Below are 16,748 nucleotides of genomic sequence, written 5' to 3'. Positions count from 1 at the left end.
ACCATCGACTGATTTTGACCTACAGATAAAGGGGAATAGCATATGCCGCATCGTCACCTGCCCATGCGCGCCAGCCTGCTGCTGGCGGCACTCGTTTTCACCACGCCGGCCTGGAGCGCGGACCCCGTCCACAAGGAAACAGTGGCACTGACCGCAGGCACAAGCGCGCACAGCGTGAAAGGCAAGATCCAGGGCTACGCCACGGCCGAATACACGGTGACCGGCAAGGCAGGCCAGACCCTCAGCGTCAAGCTGAAAACCAATCAGCCGTCGAATTACTTCAACATCCGCCAGGCTGGCCGCGATGACGCCCTGTTCACCGGCTCGAGCAGCGGCAACAGTTACCAGGCCAAACTGCCGGCCGATGGCGAGTACACGGTGCAGGTATATCTGATGCGCAATGCGGCGCGCCGGAATGCGGTGGCGACGTACACGCTCGATATCGGCTTGCGCGATTAGGCGAGTGAGCCGCCTACCCGGTCGATGCGGGCCGCATAACAGCCCCGCTTGGCATTGTGGGCGTGAATATAACTGACGTCCGTATTATCAAACAGCTGCGCAATGACGTCCTCCACGGCGTTGCCGTCCACCACCTCGGCATCGAGCATCATGCCATCGGCCGAATAGGCACGCAGCGACAATAGACGCCGCCGCATGGATGCCGGCACCTGGTTGACGGCATCGTAGGCGTGCGTGGCACCCTCGCTGACAAAAATGGCGTGGGAAGCCCGGTAAGGCGTCGCGGCGGGCTGGCAGACGTGATTCAGCAACAACACGGTCTCGCCCAGCTCGGCATCCACCAACCCTATACGGTCAGGAAATCCCGGATGTTGGTCGACCACATGGCGTTGTATGCCGAGTGCCGTTAACTGGGCATCGGACAAGGAAAAAAGGGGCAAAAAAGGCTCGGGTGACAGCCCCGTGATGCGAAAATCCATGCTGTTCTCCGGTGTCGTCAAAACCACCATCAGACCAGCATCGGGGCAGCGCTGCCACCCGTTTCTTGCTGTGGCATGGAACTGTGCGCCCCGGATCACCTTCTACAGCCCGTACATATGAAAAAGCCTGCTTCACGGAGGAAGCAGGCTTTTTATCGACAGTGCCTGACGGCAAGCGTCAGAACGGCGTACTTAGAACGGAATATCGTCATCCATATCCGAGAAATTCGGTGCTGGCTTCGGTGCCGGGCGTGGCGCCGGTGCCGGGGCTGGACGCGGGGCTGGTGCCTGGCGTGGGGCCGGGGCTTCGTAGCCGCCGCCACCGCCGTAGCTGTCATCGCCACCGCCGGCGTCGCCGCCCATGCCGGAACGGCCGCCCAGCATTTGCATCTGTTCCGCGATGATGTCGGTTGCGTACTTCTCGACGCCGTCCTTGTCCGTGTATTTACGGGTTTGCAGGCGGCCTTCGACGTAGACGGACGAACCTTTTTTCAGGTATTGGCCGACGATTTCCGCCAGGCGGCCGAAGAACGAGATACGGTGCCACTCTGTCAATTCTTTTTGTTCGCCCGTGTTGCGGTCCTTCGATTTGTACGAAGTGGCCACGGCGATGTTGGCGATCGCGTCGCCGCTAGGCATGTAGCGGATTTCCGGGTCACGGCCCAGATTGCCGACGATGATGACTTTGTTGACTGATGCCATGAATAACTCCTGATGAACTGCGGCGGGAGCCAAAACTCGCGCGCGTTAGATTTTTTACTAAACGACGATTATAAGCGAGTCGCCCGCGCAATGCGACTTCCGTTTCAGGCACAGGTCTTGCCATGCATTGAACGTTGCACGGTATAAATTTTTTCTGCTGCGGGAAAAACAGCAAGATTGAATACTGGTATTATATACAGTGTTTAACCCTCTGCACGCATCTGTATCAAACTTTATCGGGGCACGTTCCCCCGGCGGCGCAATCCGCCCAGAGACGCCTCAGGCATGCAGAACAAAACCCGGCTATAGTAACAGGTTGACCCGTTGTGGCCACTCATCCGTATCCTGGCCCGATGCGCCGGCCGCACACTCACTGAAAGCAAGGCAATCACATGGAACAGATCCGCATTCGCGGCGCTCGCACGCATAACCTCAAGAATATCAGTCTCGATTTGCCGCGCAATAAGCTGATCGTGATTACCGGCTTGTCCGGCTCCGGCAAGTCTTCGCTGGCTTTCGACACCTTGTACGCAGAAGGCCAGCGCCGCTACGTCGAGTCGCTGTCGGCCTACGCGCGCCAATTCCTGCAATTGATGGAAAAGCCGGACGTCGACCTGATCGAGGGCCTGTCTCCCGCCATCTCCATCGAACAGAAGGCAACTTCGCACAACCCACGCTCGACCGTGGGCACCGTGACGGAAATCCACGATTACCTGCGCCTGCTGTACGCACGCGTCGGCACGCCCTACTGCCCCGACCACCCGGAAAACGCGCTGGCGGCCCAGTCCGTGTCGCAAATGGTCGATGCCGTGCTGGCCATGCCGGAAGACACCAAGCTGATGATACTGGCGCCCGTCGTCGCCAACCGCAAGGGCGAACACGTGGACCTGTTCGAGCAGATGCAGGCGCAGGGCTTCGTGCGCTTCCGCGTGCAAAGCGGCACGCATGCGGCCAAAATCTATGAAGTTGATGACCTCCCGAAATTAAAGAAAACGGAAAAACACACGATCGACGTCGTCATCGACCGGGTCAAGGTGAACCAGGACATCAAGCAACGCCTGGCGGAAAGTTTCGAGACGGCCCTGCGCCTGGCCGACGGCCGCGCCATTGCCTACGAAATGGATACGGCCCAGGAACACGTGTACTCCAACAAATTCGCCTGCAATGTGTGTGGCTATTCCCTGCAGGAACTGGAACCGCGTTTATTCTCGTTCAACAACCCCATGGGCGCCTGCCCCGAATGCGACGGCCTGGGCCACATTGAATTCTTTGACCCGAAACGCATCGTCGCGTTCCCGAACCTGTCGCTGGCCTCGGGCGCCGTCAAGGGCTGGGACCGCCGCAACCAGTTTTATTTCCAGATGCTCACGAACCTGGCCGCCTTTTACGAGTTCGACCTGGACACGCCGTTCGAGCAACTGGACTTGAATTCGCAGCAAGCCGTGCTGTATGGTTCCGGCAAGCAAGTGATCCCGTTCAGCTATGTGAACGAACGGGGCCGCACCGTCATCAAGGAACACACGTTCGAAGGCGTGGTCAACAATCTGCAGCGCCGCTACCGCGAAACGGACTCGATGGCCGTCAAGGAAGAGTTGGCCAAGTTCATCAATGAAAAATGCTGCCCCTCGTGCGATGGCGCGCGCCTGCGCGTGGAAGCGCGCTTCGTCAAGGTGGGCACGGGCAAGCAGCAGCGCGCCATCTATGAAGTGGCGGAAAAACCGCTGCGCGAAACGCTGGAATTCTTTGAAAAACTGAAGCTGACGGGCGCCAAGAAAGAGATCGCCGACCGCGTCGTCAAAGAAATCATTTCGCGCCTGAAATTCCTCAACAACGTGGGCCTCGACTACCTGTCGCTGGACCGCAGCGCCGACACCTTGTCCGGCGGCGAAGCACAGCGTATCCGCCTGGCATCGCAGATCGGCTCCGGTTTGACGGGCGTCATGTATGTGCTCGATGAGCCGTCGATCGGCTTGCATCAGCGCGATAATGACCGCCTGATTGAAACCCTGAAGCACTTGCGCGACATCGGCAACAGCGTGCTGGTCGTCGAGCATGACGAAGACGCCATCCGCACGGCCGACTACATCGTCGACATGGGCATCGGTGCGGGCGTGCACGGCGGCGAAATCATCGCCGAAGGCACCCTGCAAGACATTTTGAAGAACAAGAAATCGTTGACGGCGCAGTACCTGAACGGCAAGCTGAAGATCGCCGTACCGGCCAAGCGCCACGCCAGCAATCCGGAAAAGCAACTGGTGATCACGGGCGCAACGGGCAACAATCTGAAAAAAGTGTCGCTGAGCTTGCCGGTAGGCTTGATGACGTGCGTGACGGGCGTGTCCGGCTCCGGCAAGTCGTCGCTGGTCAACGATACTTTATATCCTGCCCTGTCTCGCCATCTGTACGGTTCGCAGACGGAACCGGCGCCGCACGACTCGATCAGCGGCCTCGAACACTTCGACAAGGTCATTTCCGTCGACCAGGCGCCGATCGGCCGCACGCCGCGCTCGAACCCCGCCACCTACACGGGCTTGTTTACGCCGATCCGCGACCTGTTCTCCACCGTGCCGACGGCCAAGGAACGGGGCTACAGTGCGGGCCGCTTCTCGTTCAACGTGAAGGGCGGACGCTGCGAAGCGTGCCAGGGCGATGGCGTGATCAAGGTCGAGATGCATTTCTTGCCCGACGTGTACGTGCCGTGCGACGTGTGCCACGGCAAGCGCTACAACCGCGAAACCCTGGAAGTGCAATACAAGGGCAAGAACATCACGGAAGTGCTGGGCATGACGGTGGAAGAGGCGCATGAATTCTTCAAGCCCGTGCCACTGATCGCGCGCAAGCTGCAAACCCTGCTCGACGTGGGCCTCGGCTACATCAAGCTGGGGCAGAGCGCCACCACCCTGTCCGGCGGCGAGGCGCAGCGCGTGAAACTGTCGCTGGAACTGTCCAAGCGCGACACGGGCCGCACCCTGTACATCCTCGATGAACCGACGACGGGCTTGCACTTCCACGACATCGATCTGCTGCTCAAGGTCATCCACCGCCTGCGCGACCAGGGCAACACCCTCGTCATCATCGAGCACAACCTGGACGTCATCAAGACGGCCGACTGGATCGTCGACCTGGGCCCCGAAGGGGGCGCCGGCGGCGGACAAATCATCGCCACGGGAACGCCGGAAGACGTGGCCATCAATCCGGCCAGCGTAACGGGTAAATACCTGGGGCCGCTGCTGAAGCAGTAAGTTCCAATTTCCCTCACGATCCCCCGGGCCAGTTGTCTTGCCCGGGGGATTTTTCTATGGGAAACTGTTTTCCCGGCCCTGCGGCCATTTCATCCCGAGGGCCGTTTGTCGATCGCATCATCGCTTGTAACATTGGCGCGCCAATGCATCGCCCTGGCATTGGCTGGCGCCGCTCTGCCCGCATGGGCCTGTTCTTGCCCGCTAGACGAACCTGGGCAATTCCTGCACCTGGCGCCGGCCAAGGGCAAACGTCCGCCGTCCGTCACCTTGCCCGCCAATGCCCGCGGCATCCTGTTTCTTCCCGGGCAGTATCCCGATACGCTGGCCAGCGATAAGGACGGCTATTCCATCGTCGCTCCGCCGGTCCCCCTCTCCGCAACGCGCTTCCAACTCCGGGAACGCGGCACGGGCCGCAAGCTGACTCCGGTACTGGTGCGGCTGCATGTGGAAAAGCAGATGGGCTTGCAAGATAAGGGCAGCTTTCTGGCCAATACCGGAATGCAGCAATGCGCAAAGCAAAAACAGCCGCTCACGCCACTCTGCAGCACTTTGGCATCGTTGGAATGGGACTGGTCGAAACAGGAACAGGACGGCCCCAGCGACAAGGTGAAGCGATTTGCCTTACAGAATGGTTTGCGCGAGGTCAGTGACGAGGTCAATGCGGCCTACGGCCTGTACCGGGTCGAGGCAGGTGAAGGGTTCAAGCCTGGCAAGGTCTACGATATTGTCTATCGCGACGGCGGACGGCGCCTGACGGCCGAGCTACGCATGGCAAGAACGCCACTGAATACGGACGGCCAGATACCGTTCACTGTCGGCGTGGACGGTGCAGCCAGGCGAGAAAAGCTCCGCATGGCCCGCGGCGGTACTTGCGACATGCTGGTGACGCTGGCCAGCCAGCCATTGCGCCTGGCGCTGCCACCGGCGTACGAGGCCTATCCAGCACTGCTGATGTACTTCATGCAGGAAAAACTGGAGCAGCGGGACCGGCAGTAATTCTCTGCGGCGGGACGTTTCACGGCATTTCGATATTGGCCCACGGTCTGCACCAAGATTGCTTATGGCAGCAGTTTCCATGGACAGGGACGCGAACTGGCGATCGGTGAATGCCAGGCGCCTGCGCCACGCCAGGTCAAGGCCTACGCGGGCGTACTGGAAGTGGAGGACAGCCTGCATGAGACGGCGCCGTTGGCCATTACCTTTCCCGCAGAAAAGCCTGGGCAATGTCCCAAAATGCTGGACCCGGTCTACCCTATTTATGTCGTGCCGGCCAAGGCCGGCTAGACGCATCGGGCACGCCATAAAAAAACGGCGCGGATTGCTCATGCAATCCGCGCCGTTTCTCTTTTTGCTAGCACCCCAGTCATTGCCGGCGTGTCATTTATCGCACGCCAGTCTTTGCCGGCGTGTTTCTCCCCCCACTACAACTCTCCACACCTGACAAGCTGCTGCGCGGCGCGCTAGGCTGGTCAGGTGCTGCTTGACGCTAACTTACTTATGCACTCAGCCGCTTTTCCAGCGCAGCCTTGTTATCTGCCAATTCTTGCGGCAGATGATACGCGAGTTTTTCAAACAACTCCGTATGCAATTTCAATTCTTCCACCCACGCGGCCTTGTCGATCGAGGTGATGGTGTCGAACTGTTCCTGCGTGAATGGCAAGCCATCCCAGTTCAGGTCGCCATACTGCGGCGTCGTGCCGAACAGGTTTTCCACGCCACCGGCCTTGCCTTCGATGCGGTCCAGCATCCACTTCAGCACGCGCATATTGTCGCCAAAGCCAGGCCAGACGAACTTGCCTGCCTCGTCCGTACGGAACCAGTTGACGCAGTAGATCTTCGGCAGGGCGGCCGGGTTGACTTTGCCTACCTTGACGCCCATGTCCAGCCAGTGCTGGAAGTAATCGCTCATGTTATAGCCGATAAACGGCAGCATGGCAAATGGATCGCGGCGTACGACGCCCATCTGGCCCACGGCAGCCGCCGTCGTTTCGGAACCCATGGTGGCGGCCATGTAGACGCCTTCGACCCAGTTGCGCGCTTCCGTGACGAGCGGCACGGTGGTCGAGCGGCGGCCACCGAAGATGAAAGCCGAGATCGGCACGCCGGCCGGATCGTCCCAGGCCGCGTCGATCACTGGGTTTTGCGTTGCCGCAACAGTGAAGCGCGCGTTCGGGTGCGCGGCCTTGGTGCCGGACGCCGGCGTCCAGTCCTTGCCCTGCCAGTCGATCAAATGGCTAGGCGCTTCCTTGGTCAAGCCTTCCCACCACACGTCGCCGTCGTCCGTCAGCGCCACGTTGGTGAAAATCGTGTTGTCGCGCATGGACGCCATGCAGTTGTAATTGGTCTTTTCGTTCGTGCCCGGCGCCACGCCGAAGTAGCCCGCTTCCGGGTTGATCGCGTACAGGCGGCCATCGGCGCCCGGCTTGATCCAGGCGATATCGTCGCCGATGGTGGTCACTTTCCAGCCGTTAAAACTTGCCGGCGGAATCAGCATGGCGAAGTTGGTCTTGCCGCAGGCCGACGGGAACGCTGCCGCCACGTAATGCTTCTTGCCTTCCGGCGATTCCACGCCGAGGATCAGCATGTGTTCAGCCAGCCAGCCCGGGTTGCTGTCGGACGCTTGCGCCTCCTGGTAGCCCATGTTCGAGGCGATGCGCAGGGCGAAACATTTCTTGCCCAGCAAGGCGTTGCCGCCGTAACCCGAACCGAAGGACCAGATTTCGCGCGTTTCCGGGAAATGCACGATGTACTTGGTGCTGTTGCACGGCCATTTCACGTCTTGCTGGCCGGCAGCCAACGGTGCGCCCACGCTGTGCACGCACGGCACGAACTCGCCGTCGGTGCCCAGCACGTCGTACACGGCACGGCCCATGCGGGTCATGATCTTCATGTTGACGGCCACGTAAGGCGAATCGGACAGTTCCACGCCGATGTGCGCGATGGGCGAACCCAGCGGGCCCATCGAGAAGGGCACGACGTACATGGTACGGCCGCGCATGCAGCCATCGAACAGGCCGTTCAGGGTGTGGCGCATCTCGCCAGGCTCGGTCCAGTTATTCGTGGGGCCGGCCGCTTCTTTCGTTGCCGAACAGATATAGGTACGGTCTTCGACGCGGGCCACGTCGCTCGGGTCGGAGCAGGCCAGGTAGGAATTCGGGCGCTTTTCCGCATTCAGTTTTTTCATGGTGCCGCTGGCAACCATCTCGGCGCACAGGCGCTCGTACTCTTCTTGCGAGCCGTCGCACCAGTAGATGCGGTCCGGCTTGGTCAGCGCGGCAATGTCGGCCACCCAGTTGATCAGTTTCTGTTGTTTAATATAAGCTGGGACGTTGAGTGCGGCGACGCCACCCATGACGGGCTGATTCATATTACCTCCAATACCAATAAAAGAAATTCTGGTCGTTCCGGCAAGACAGGCAGCATCGTCGAGAGGTGGCTGCGGCTCACTGCAGGCGGCGTGTTCACGCGGACAGGGCTCTGGTGTCGTTTACCTGGATCATGCACCCAGGTTGCAGGAACAGTTTGCGCTATAACTATAATCAGGAAGCTTCAAAAGTGCCGGCGATTGTACACCCGCATAACGGCTATTCTCGCAAAAATGTAGGAGAATAGCTTGACTAATGTAGTAGGCTATTCAGCATTTCCCGTATCCTGTTATTTCCCTACCAAATCCTTACTAAAATCGGCCATCCACCATGAAAATTGCCATACTCGATGATTACCAGGATGCCGTGCGCGGCCTCGATTGCTTCCAGTTGCTCGATGGCCACGAGGTCAAAGTATTCAGCAATACGGCGCGGGGCCTGGGCCAGCTGGCGATCCGCCTGGCGCCGTTCGATGCGCTGGTGCTGATCCGCGAACGCAGCAGTTTCAACCGGGCCTTGCTGTCGAAACTGCCGAATCTGAAACTGATTTCGCAAACGGGCAAGGTCAGCGGACACATCGACGTGCCGGCCGCCACCGAACTGGGCATCGCCATCGCGGAAGGCATCGGCTCGCCCACGGCGCCGGCCGAACTGACGTGGGCGCTGATCATGGCGGCGCAGCGCAAGATCGTGCCGTACGCGCAACATTTACAGGAGGGGCTGTGGCAGACGGCGTCGCTGGAGCCGGCGCGCAACACCCTGGGCACGGTGCTCAAGGGACGCACCCTGGCGATCTGGGGCTACGGCAAGATCGGGCAATTGATCGCGGGCTATGGCCGCGCCTTCGGCATGACCATCCTCGTGTGGGGCAGCGAAGCGAGCCGCGCGGCGGCCGTGGCGGCCGGCGATACGGCAGCGGCATCGCGCGAGGCATTTTTTGAGCAGGCCGACGTGCTGACCTTGCACCTGCGGCTGTCCGACGCCACGCGGGGCCTGGTAACGGCCGAGGACCTGGCGCGCATGAAACCAACGTCCCTGTTCGTCAACACCAGCCGCGCCGAGCTGGTCGCCGATGGCGCGCTGGAAGCGGCGCTGCCGCAGGGACGCCCGGGCGCTGCCGCGCTGGACGTGTTTACGGACGAGCCGCTGCCGCCCGGCTCGCCATTGCTGCGGCTGCCGAACGTGCTGGCCACGCCACACCTGGGCTACGTCGAGCGTGACAGCTATGAACTGTATTTCCGCTACGCCTTGCAAAACATCGTCGATTTTGCGCAAGGCCAATGCACGCGCCTGCTCAATCCCCAGGTGCTGCAGCACGCGCGCCAAGCGCCGGAGAACAGCTGAGCAAACCTGCTGCGCGCGCGTCGATTTTGCCAGGCGCTCTCAGGAGCGCTGAAAACCCTTCAGCAGGTCCGGCTCGCCCGTGATGCCGATGGCCGGCGCGGGCAGCACGTGCCGGCCGCGCCACAGGCCGGCCCAGCCGGGCGGCCAGGCAATCTGCGGACCCGCATACGGCGCCACGCCGGCGCGCACGGCAACCACCGGCACGGGAGGCATGTCGGGCAAGGGGCCGCCGTCGCTGCGCTGCATGTCCAGGCTGTACATATAATCGGGCAACAAGGCATCGCAGACGCGGCCAAACCACTCGCTATGGTCGTCGTCGCGCCCCAGCGCCTGCGCCAGCCCCTGCGGGTCGAAACGGGCCAGCGCATCGATCAGCTCAGCAGTGGAGGCTCCCGGCGTATCGCCCCAGCCCATCACGGGGTTGACGTTGTAATCGGCGCCCGAACCGTACCACCCTTCGCGCCAGGGTCGCTGCATCCAGTCGCGCGGCCCCGTAAACAAATGCCAGCGCCAGTGCAGGCCCGACGGTTTCGGCCAGGAGTACAGATACAGTTTCTGGTAACCGGCCTGATGCAGCTCGCGCACCATGGCCATCAGGCGCGCGTGGGGCATGCGGTCGGGCGGCGCGCGGCGAAACAGGATCGCTTCGCCATCGGCAAACTGCACGTCGTCGGTCGACAGGTTCAAGTCCAGGGTGCGCGCTTCGCTGCCGAAACGGGCGGCGATCCAGCCCGTCAGCAAATTGACGGACGTGATCACCCCGTAACCGCGGTGGCGGTGAAAAATGACGGTGCCGGGAGCGAGCGCTTTCATACGGAGTCGGAGTGGTAGGCAAACAAAGAAACCAGTGTACTCACAGATGGCCGGATTTTCCAGATGCGGCGCAAGCGCGGGGCAACAAGCACGTCCCCTCTGCAGCGCCATTCACGCAACGGTGCCAATCCACGATATCATGCGCGTCATTCTCCACTGACATCGTGACCACATCATGACTTTGCGCATACTCGCCACTGGCGGCACTTTCGACAAGCACTACAACGAATTGAACGGTACCCTGGGCTTTTCCGACAGTCATTTGCCGGCAGCGATAGCCCGCGCGCGCATGACGGCGCCCGTGGCGCTGGAGCAATTGCCCCTGCTGGACTCGCTCGACATGCAGGATGCGGACCGCCAGCGCGTGCTGGCCTCGTGCCGCGCGGCACAGGAAAAAGCCATCGTCATCATCCACGGCACCGATACCATGCGCGAAACGGCGCAAGTGCTGGGCGCGGCCAACCTGCAGCAAACGGTGATTTTGACGGGCGCCATGATTCCCTACGAAATCGACAACTCCGATGCCCTGTTCAACCTGGGTTTTGCCTGCGGCGTGGCGCAAACCTTGCCCGCCGGCGTGTACGTGGCCATGAATGGCCAGATCTTTGCCTGGGACAATGTGCAAAAGAACCGCGCCGCCGGCGTATTCCAGCCCTTGTAAGCCGCTGGCAGGCAGGGCGCAAACGGCAGACCGGCATACGCTCTGACTGACGCGCCGTCACAATTCTACAAGCCCGTTTTCAACGGGCTTTTTTTACGTTTTTTCACTTGTCACAAATTCTGAAAAGCAACAGTTTTCATCGAATTATTGTAGGTAAAACATCGAATTGCCAATACAATAATTTTATGTTGTAAAAAAACGCCATTAATCATTTTTAAAAACACAGATATTTATAAATATAAAACTGTCATTTAACAATTAAATTGAACATTCTTCTGTATCCATAATTTATTGCCAAATCCGACACGGTTGAGGTGCATTTTTCCTTGCTGAGACGACATAATGTTCGCCTCGACAAGTCAAAAGTGCATTTATAACAATATTGCGCTAAGTAGTCTTCCACCTCCCACCGACGTGGTTCCGCCTACCGTACACGCCTCCGCTGGCCATCTATCTGATGGCTTCATCGGTGCTCGTGTACTGCTTGTCGTTATTAAAACTACTACGGAGTAATTGTTACAATGGCATTTAAAGAAAAAATCGGCGTACGCAGCGTACGTCTGGCCCTGACCGTACTGGCAGGTAGCGTCTTGTTCTCTGGCCAATCCATGGCGGACGAAGCAATTCAAAAAGTTGAAATCACCGGTTCGAGTATCAAGCGTATCGCCGTCGAAGGCGCCTTGCCTGTACAACGCCTGTCGCAAGAAGCGATCGCCAAATCGGGCGCCACTTCGGTAGCCGACCTGATCCAGGCCCTGCCTGCCATGCAAGGTTTCACCATCGGCGCCGTCGCCGCTGGTTCGAATTCGGGCGGCAATACCAGCGCATCGCTGCACGGCATTGGCGAAACCTACACCCTGGTGCTGTTGAACGGCCGCCGTATCGCGCCACAAGGTTCCGGCACCACGGTCAACCTGAATGCCATCCCGATGAGCGCCGTTGAGCGCGTCGAGATCCTGACCGACGGCGCTTCGGCACTGTACGGCTCGGACGCCATCGCCGGCGTAGTCAACTTCATCCTGAAGAAAAACCAGCAAGGCGCCACCCTGGAAGCCACCTATGGCGGTCCGGAAGACAAGGGCGGCAACGCCTGGAATACCAGCGTCACCTATGGTTTCGGCGACCTGGAAGAAGACCGTTTCAACGTGCTGATTTCGTACCGCCACGACGAGCAGTCGAAACTGAAAGCGACCGATCGCAAGTTCGCCGATAGCTCGTACCTGAAATTCGCCCGCAACGGCAAGAACTACATCTGGGACCGTACCAGCACCTCGGCTGCACCAGCTGGCGCCACCGTTGCCTACAACACGAAGGACAGCGCCTCGACAGCCTTCACGCCATATTATCTGCAAAACAACAAAACATGCCCTGACGGTTTCGACCTCACCACAAGCAATCCACGCGCTTGCGGTTTCGACACCGGCTCCACCGTGGAAATCGTGCCGCAATCGAAACGCGACAGCCTGTTCACCAAAGCAACCTACAAGCTGAACGACAACCTGAACGCGTTCGCTGAAGTCGCCTACTCGCGCTTCGACCTGACCGCGCGTATCGCCGCCAATCCGATCCCGATTTCGATCGCCAAGGACAGCGCGCTGTACAACACCTATGTGTCGCCATACCTGACGCCAGCGCAACGCGCCGATGTCAAATCGGTCACCGCCAACTACCGTACGACGGACTTCGGCCTGCGCGCCAGCAACACCATCACCGAAACCAAACACATGGTCGTTGGTGTGGAAGGCGAACTGGGCGCATGGAACTTCGAAAGCGGCCTGACCTGGTCGCAAAACGCGATCGACGAGCGCTACACGGGCGGCTACGCGAAAAACCAGGCGTTCAAGGATATGATCGCCAATCCGGAATTCAACCCGTTTGCGAGCAAGCAATCGGCTGCCATCCAGTCGCAAATCGCTGGCGCGCAATTCGTCGGTTCGATCCGTACCGCATCGACCACGATGCGCGGCGTCGACACGCACGGTTCGCGTGAACTGTTCGACCTGCCAGGTGGCAAGGCCAGCCTGGGTATCGGTGGTGACTACCGCACCTACCGCTATGAGCAGTCGCCAGACAGCAACGGCACGTCGAAGGATATCTACAACTTCAACACCTCGCCTGCCTACGACCTGAGCCGCGATACCTACGGCGCCTTCGTCGAGTTGCTGGCACCGCTGACCAAGTCGTTCGAAATGACCGTTGGCGGCCGTTACGATGCCGTCAAGGCGATCGATGACAAGCTGACCAACAAAACGGTCGGCAAGAAAGACAGCGCCAATACCTACAAGGTATCGGCACGCTGGCAACCAGTACAAACCGTGCTGATCCGCGGTTCGTACGGCACGGGCTTCAAGGCGCCAAGCATGCTGGACCTGGCACAGCCGCTGGTCGCTGCAGGCTTTACTGCCAAGAAATTCGACTGCCCATACCCAGGTACGCAGCTCTGCCGCGCGGAAGCAACGCAATACAACGCCATGTCGCAAGGCAATCCGGACCTGCAATCGGAAAAATCGAAGCAGTTCACCCTGGGCTTCCGTGTCGAGCCTAGCGCGGCCTTCTCGTTCGGCGCCGACCTGTGGGACGTAAAACTGCGCAATGCCGTATCGGAAATCACCGAAGAGCAAGCATTTGCCGATCCGGTCAAGTACGCAACGAGCTTCACGCAATATATCGAACCGTCGACCGGCAATGCCTACTACGCATTCAAGAAATTGTCGGTCAACATCGGCAAGAAGGAATACCGTGGTATCGACTGGGATCTGTCGGCCAACCACAAGTTTGACTTCGGCAAGCTGACCGCCCAATTGAGCGGTACGCACATGTTGCACGCTAACTACACCAAAGCTGGTAGCGACAATGTGTACACCAGCAACATGAACTTCTTCGGCGACACCAACGAAGTCACGTTCCGCAACCTGATGAAGCTGACGACGACCCTGGATACGGGCCGCCTGAGCAACACGGTCACGGTCAACTACCGTAACGGCTACACCGATGCAGCCGCTACCGTGTACGACGTGGCAGCCAAAAAAGAAGAGAAGGGCTTCCGCCTGCAAGTTCCGTCGTACACCACGTTCGACTGGCAAGCACGTTTCGCCTTTGACAAGCAAACCACGATCCGCGCAGGTATCAAAAACCTGTTCGACCGTGCACCACCGCTGTCGCTGCGCTCTTCGTCGGGCCACCAGATCGGTTTCGACCCACGCTACGCCGATCCAATGATGCGTTCGTTCTACATCACCGGCAACTACAAGTTCTAATTTGACGTCCTAAATTAGCTTGTCTGAAAAGCGCCTTGCACTTCACCGTGCAAGGCGCTTTTTTTATCTTCCTCGCATCGCTCTTCCTCGCATTATGCAGGCGAAAAAAAAGGAGCCGCAGCTCCTTTTCTTGTTACCGCATGACGTGCTTACGCCGTCGCTTCGCCGCCCAGCGCTTCGACCACGTCGGCCATCAGCTTGCTCAGCTCGCCCGTCATCAGCATCACGTCGCCGTCGAAACGCTCTTCGTCGTTCTTCGTGCTCGATTCCGTTTCCTTGATCACGTCCAGCGGCTTGACGCTCTTGATGGCCAGGGACTCCGTCAGCACGAACGAGATCTTGTCGTTCCACGTCATGGCCAGGCGCGTGCACTGCTTGCCGGCCGCGATGTGGCGGCGCACGTCGTCCGCTTCCAGGGTGTGGCGCACGTAGCGCACGGTGGCCTTGCTTTCGCCCGTGGCGCGCAATTCCGTGTCCATGTCCACCGTGAAGCCGGCAGGCGCGTCGTCGGCCTGCAGCCATTCCGTCATCACCGCCACGGGCGAGCGCTGCACGCGCAGGCTTTCCAGCGGCAATTTATCCACGGCTTTCAACAGCAGCTTGATGACTTCATCGGCTTTCGCCGGGCTGGCGGCATCGACCACCAGCCAGCCATTGACGGGGTCGATCCACGTCCAGACGTTGCTGCGGATGCTGAAGGCGCGCGGCAGCAGCTCGTCGGCCACGCGTTCCTTCAATTCTTTCATGGCTTTCTTGCCAGGCGCAAAGCCTTGCGCTTCCTCCATCTCGGCGGCACGGGCCTTGGCCACCTGGTTGATGACGGTCGCTGGCAGCAATTTCTTTTCCGTGCCCAGCAAGATCAGCATCTGCTTGTTGACCACGTGGACCAGGCCGCCGTTCGGGCGTGGCGTATCCCAGCCCTGGCGCATCAGATCCATGCTGGTCGCCGGCGTAAATTTGTTCGAGGACAAGGCCTCTTCCAGTTGTTCTGGCGTATAAGCCCATGGTGCGGGCAGGCGGTAAATCTGAAGATTCTTGAACCACATAGTTTTTGTCTTCCGTTTGTTTCAGTAGTGCCAGGGGAACGCCATTCTACACTTTCAACACGGGAATGCCGTCAAAAGCGCGGACTGGCGCGGTGTTGTTGATGCGTGGGGAATACCGCTACAGGGCGGGAAACAGCTCCGCCTGGGCCGGCGCCTGCCGCGTCGCGACGGCCGGATCGGACAAGGTCGAGATACGCACGCCCAGCAGGCGGATTTTCTTTTCAAAGGGCACGCGCCGCAGGCAATCGCGGCTGGCGCGCAGGATGGCGGCCGCGTCCGCCGTGGCGCTGGGCAAGGTAATGTCGCGCGTGACGGTGCTGAAATCCTCGAAGCGCAGCTTGACGCCCACCGTGCGCCCCGCCAGCGACTGTTTATCCAGATCGCCCGCCACGCGCGTGCACAGGCTTTCCAGCTTTTCCGACAGGGTGGCGCGGTCGCGCACCACCTGCAAGTCGCGCTCGAACGTCGTTTCGCGGCTGACGGACTTGGTTTCCCGGCTCGTCTGCACGGGCCGCTCGTCGATGCCCAGCGCCGCCTGGTGCAGCCAGCCCGTGTACAGGTCGCCGAACTGCGTGCGCAGCATGGCCATGTCGGCTTGCGCCAGCTGGCCGATGGTGACTATGCCCAGCGCTTCCAGCTTGGCCGTGGCTTTCGGCCCGATGCCGTTGATCTTTTTCGCTGGCAAGGGCCACACGCGCGTTGCGATATCCTCGGGCTGCAATAGGGTCAAGCCGTCGGGTTTTTCCAGGTCGGAACAGATTTTCGCCAGCAATTTATTGGGCGCCAGGCCGATCGAGCACGACAAACCCGTCGCCTCGAAGACGGCCGCCTTCAGGCGCGCCGCCATGGCCGGCGCCTGCTCGCCGTGTTCCGTCAGGTCGATATAGATTTCATCGATGCCCACGTTCTGGATGATGGGACACAGATGGGCCACGGCTTGCTTGAAGCGGGCCGAATATTCGCGGTACGCCTCGAAATCGGCGGGCAGCAGGATGCTGTCGGGCGCCAGCTTGGCCGCCTTCATGATGCCCATGGCGGAAAACACGCCGAACGCGCGCGCCGCATAGGTGGACGTGGTGACGACGCCGCGCCCCACGTAGTCGCGCATGCGCGCAAACTGCCGCGTGCCGTCGGCTTGCAGCAGGGGCTGCTGCAGGCGCCCGCCGCCGATGACGACGGCTTCGCCCCGCAATTCCGGATATTTCAGCAATTCCACGGAAGCAAAGAAGGCATCCATGTCCAGGTGGGCGATCCAGCGGCGCACGGCGGGTGCTTCGGCAAGTGTAGGGGCAGATGGAATCAAAAAACACCTCGCGGCGGATCGGCTTGCCTATACGCGGCAAGATACTGTGCATGCATACAGTATTACCGGAAATGGGC

The 16,748-nt window shown here is 60.1% G+C and carries 12 protein-coding genes; 6 read left to right on the top strand and 6 right to left on the bottom strand.

From position 1 onward, the window contains the following. Positions 1-42 precede the first annotated feature (42 nt). On the top strand, positions 43-459 hold the full coding sequence (locus VPH41_RS27285; RefSeq protein ID WP_328572129.1) for a hypothetical protein: 417 nt from the start codon (positions 43-45) through the stop codon (positions 457-459). On the opposite strand, the gene VPH41_RS27280 is transcribed toward VPH41_RS27285, so the two are convergent. Both VPH41_RS27280 and ssb read right to left on the bottom strand, forming a co-directional pair. Continuing rightward, entirely contained in the window at positions 456-938 is a 483-nt protein-coding gene (locus tag VPH41_RS27280; RefSeq protein ID WP_328572128.1) for a DUF1203 domain-containing protein, read from the bottom strand. The genes VPH41_RS27285 and VPH41_RS27280 overlap by 4 nt on opposite strands. Positions 939-1,130: 192 nt before the next feature. Beyond that, complete coding sequence (gene ssb / locus VPH41_RS27275; RefSeq protein ID WP_034781209.1) at positions 1,131-1,640, bottom strand: single-stranded DNA-binding protein; 510 nt, start codon at positions 1,638-1,640, stop codon at positions 1,131-1,133. A 392-nt stretch (positions 1,641-2,032) separates the two neighbouring features. Here ssb and uvrA point away from each other — a divergent pair, with 392 nt between their 5' ends. Both uvrA and VPH41_RS27265 read left to right on the top strand, forming a co-directional pair. After that, the gene (gene uvrA / locus VPH41_RS27270) at positions 2,033-4,882 is read left to right on the top strand and encodes an excinuclease ABC subunit UvrA (RefSeq protein ID WP_290602569.1); all 2,850 of its coding nucleotides are present in this window, start codon (positions 2,033-2,035) and stop codon (positions 4,880-4,882) included. A gap of 105 nt (positions 4,883-4,987) precedes the next feature. Continuing rightward, on the top strand, positions 4,988-5,878 hold the full coding sequence (locus VPH41_RS27265) for a hypothetical protein (protein ID WP_328572127.1): 891 nt from the start codon (positions 4,988-4,990) through the stop codon (positions 5,876-5,878). Between the two features lie 499 nt (positions 5,879-6,377). Here the strand turns inward: VPH41_RS27265 and VPH41_RS27260 are convergent, their stop codons facing one another. Next, positions 6,378-8,249, bottom strand: coding sequence for a phosphoenolpyruvate carboxykinase (GTP) (locus tag VPH41_RS27260; protein WP_328572126.1), 1,872 nt, complete (start codon positions 8,247-8,249; stop codon positions 6,378-6,380). 328 nt (positions 8,250-8,577) lie between these two features. Here VPH41_RS27260 and VPH41_RS27255 point away from each other — a divergent pair, with 328 nt between their 5' ends. Beyond that, positions 8,578-9,591 (top strand): D-2-hydroxyacid dehydrogenase family protein, encoded by a 1,014-nt coding sequence (locus tag VPH41_RS27255; RefSeq protein ID WP_328572125.1) that lies wholly within the window; start codon positions 8,578-8,580, stop codon positions 9,589-9,591. 39 nt (positions 9,592-9,630) lie between these two features. Here the strand turns inward: VPH41_RS27255 and VPH41_RS27250 are convergent, their stop codons facing one another. Continuing rightward, the gene (locus VPH41_RS27250; RefSeq protein ID WP_152255926.1) at positions 9,631-10,404 is read right to left on the bottom strand and encodes an L-asparaginase; all 774 of its coding nucleotides are present in this window, start codon (positions 10,402-10,404) and stop codon (positions 9,631-9,633) included. Positions 10,405-10,579: 175 nt separating this feature from the next. Here VPH41_RS27250 and VPH41_RS27245 point away from each other — a divergent pair, with 175 nt between their 5' ends. Beyond that, a complete protein-coding gene (locus tag VPH41_RS27245) occupies positions 10,580-11,065 on the top strand; it encodes an asparaginase domain-containing protein (RefSeq protein WP_034781194.1) in 486 nt (161 codons plus the stop codon). A 608-nt stretch (positions 11,066-11,673) separates the two neighbouring features. Then, positions 11,674-14,322, top strand: a complete 2,649-nt coding sequence (locus VPH41_RS27240; RefSeq protein WP_328572124.1) for a TonB-dependent receptor — start codon at positions 11,674-11,676, stop codon at positions 14,320-14,322. 149 nt (positions 14,323-14,471) lie between these two features. Here the strand turns inward: VPH41_RS27240 and VPH41_RS27235 are convergent, their stop codons facing one another. Together VPH41_RS27235 and dinB are read right to left on the bottom strand one after the other, a co-directional pair. Beyond that, positions 14,472-15,368, bottom strand: coding sequence for a recombination-associated protein RdgC (locus tag VPH41_RS27235; protein WP_034754435.1), 897 nt, complete (start codon positions 15,366-15,368; stop codon positions 14,472-14,474). Between the two features lie 118 nt (positions 15,369-15,486). Beyond that, on the bottom strand, positions 15,487-16,671 hold the full coding sequence (gene dinB, locus VPH41_RS27230) for a DNA polymerase IV (protein ID WP_328572123.1): 1,185 nt from the start codon (positions 16,669-16,671) through the stop codon (positions 15,487-15,489). Between the last annotated feature and the right edge of the window lie 77 nt (positions 16,672-16,748).

It is taken from the genome of Janthinobacterium sp. P210006 (genome assembly GCF_036231885.1).
Classification (GTDB): domain Bacteria; phylum Pseudomonadota; class Gammaproteobacteria; order Burkholderiales; family Burkholderiaceae_D; genus Janthinobacterium; species Janthinobacterium violaceinigrum.
This window is presented reverse-complemented; position numbering and strand designations above follow the sequence as displayed.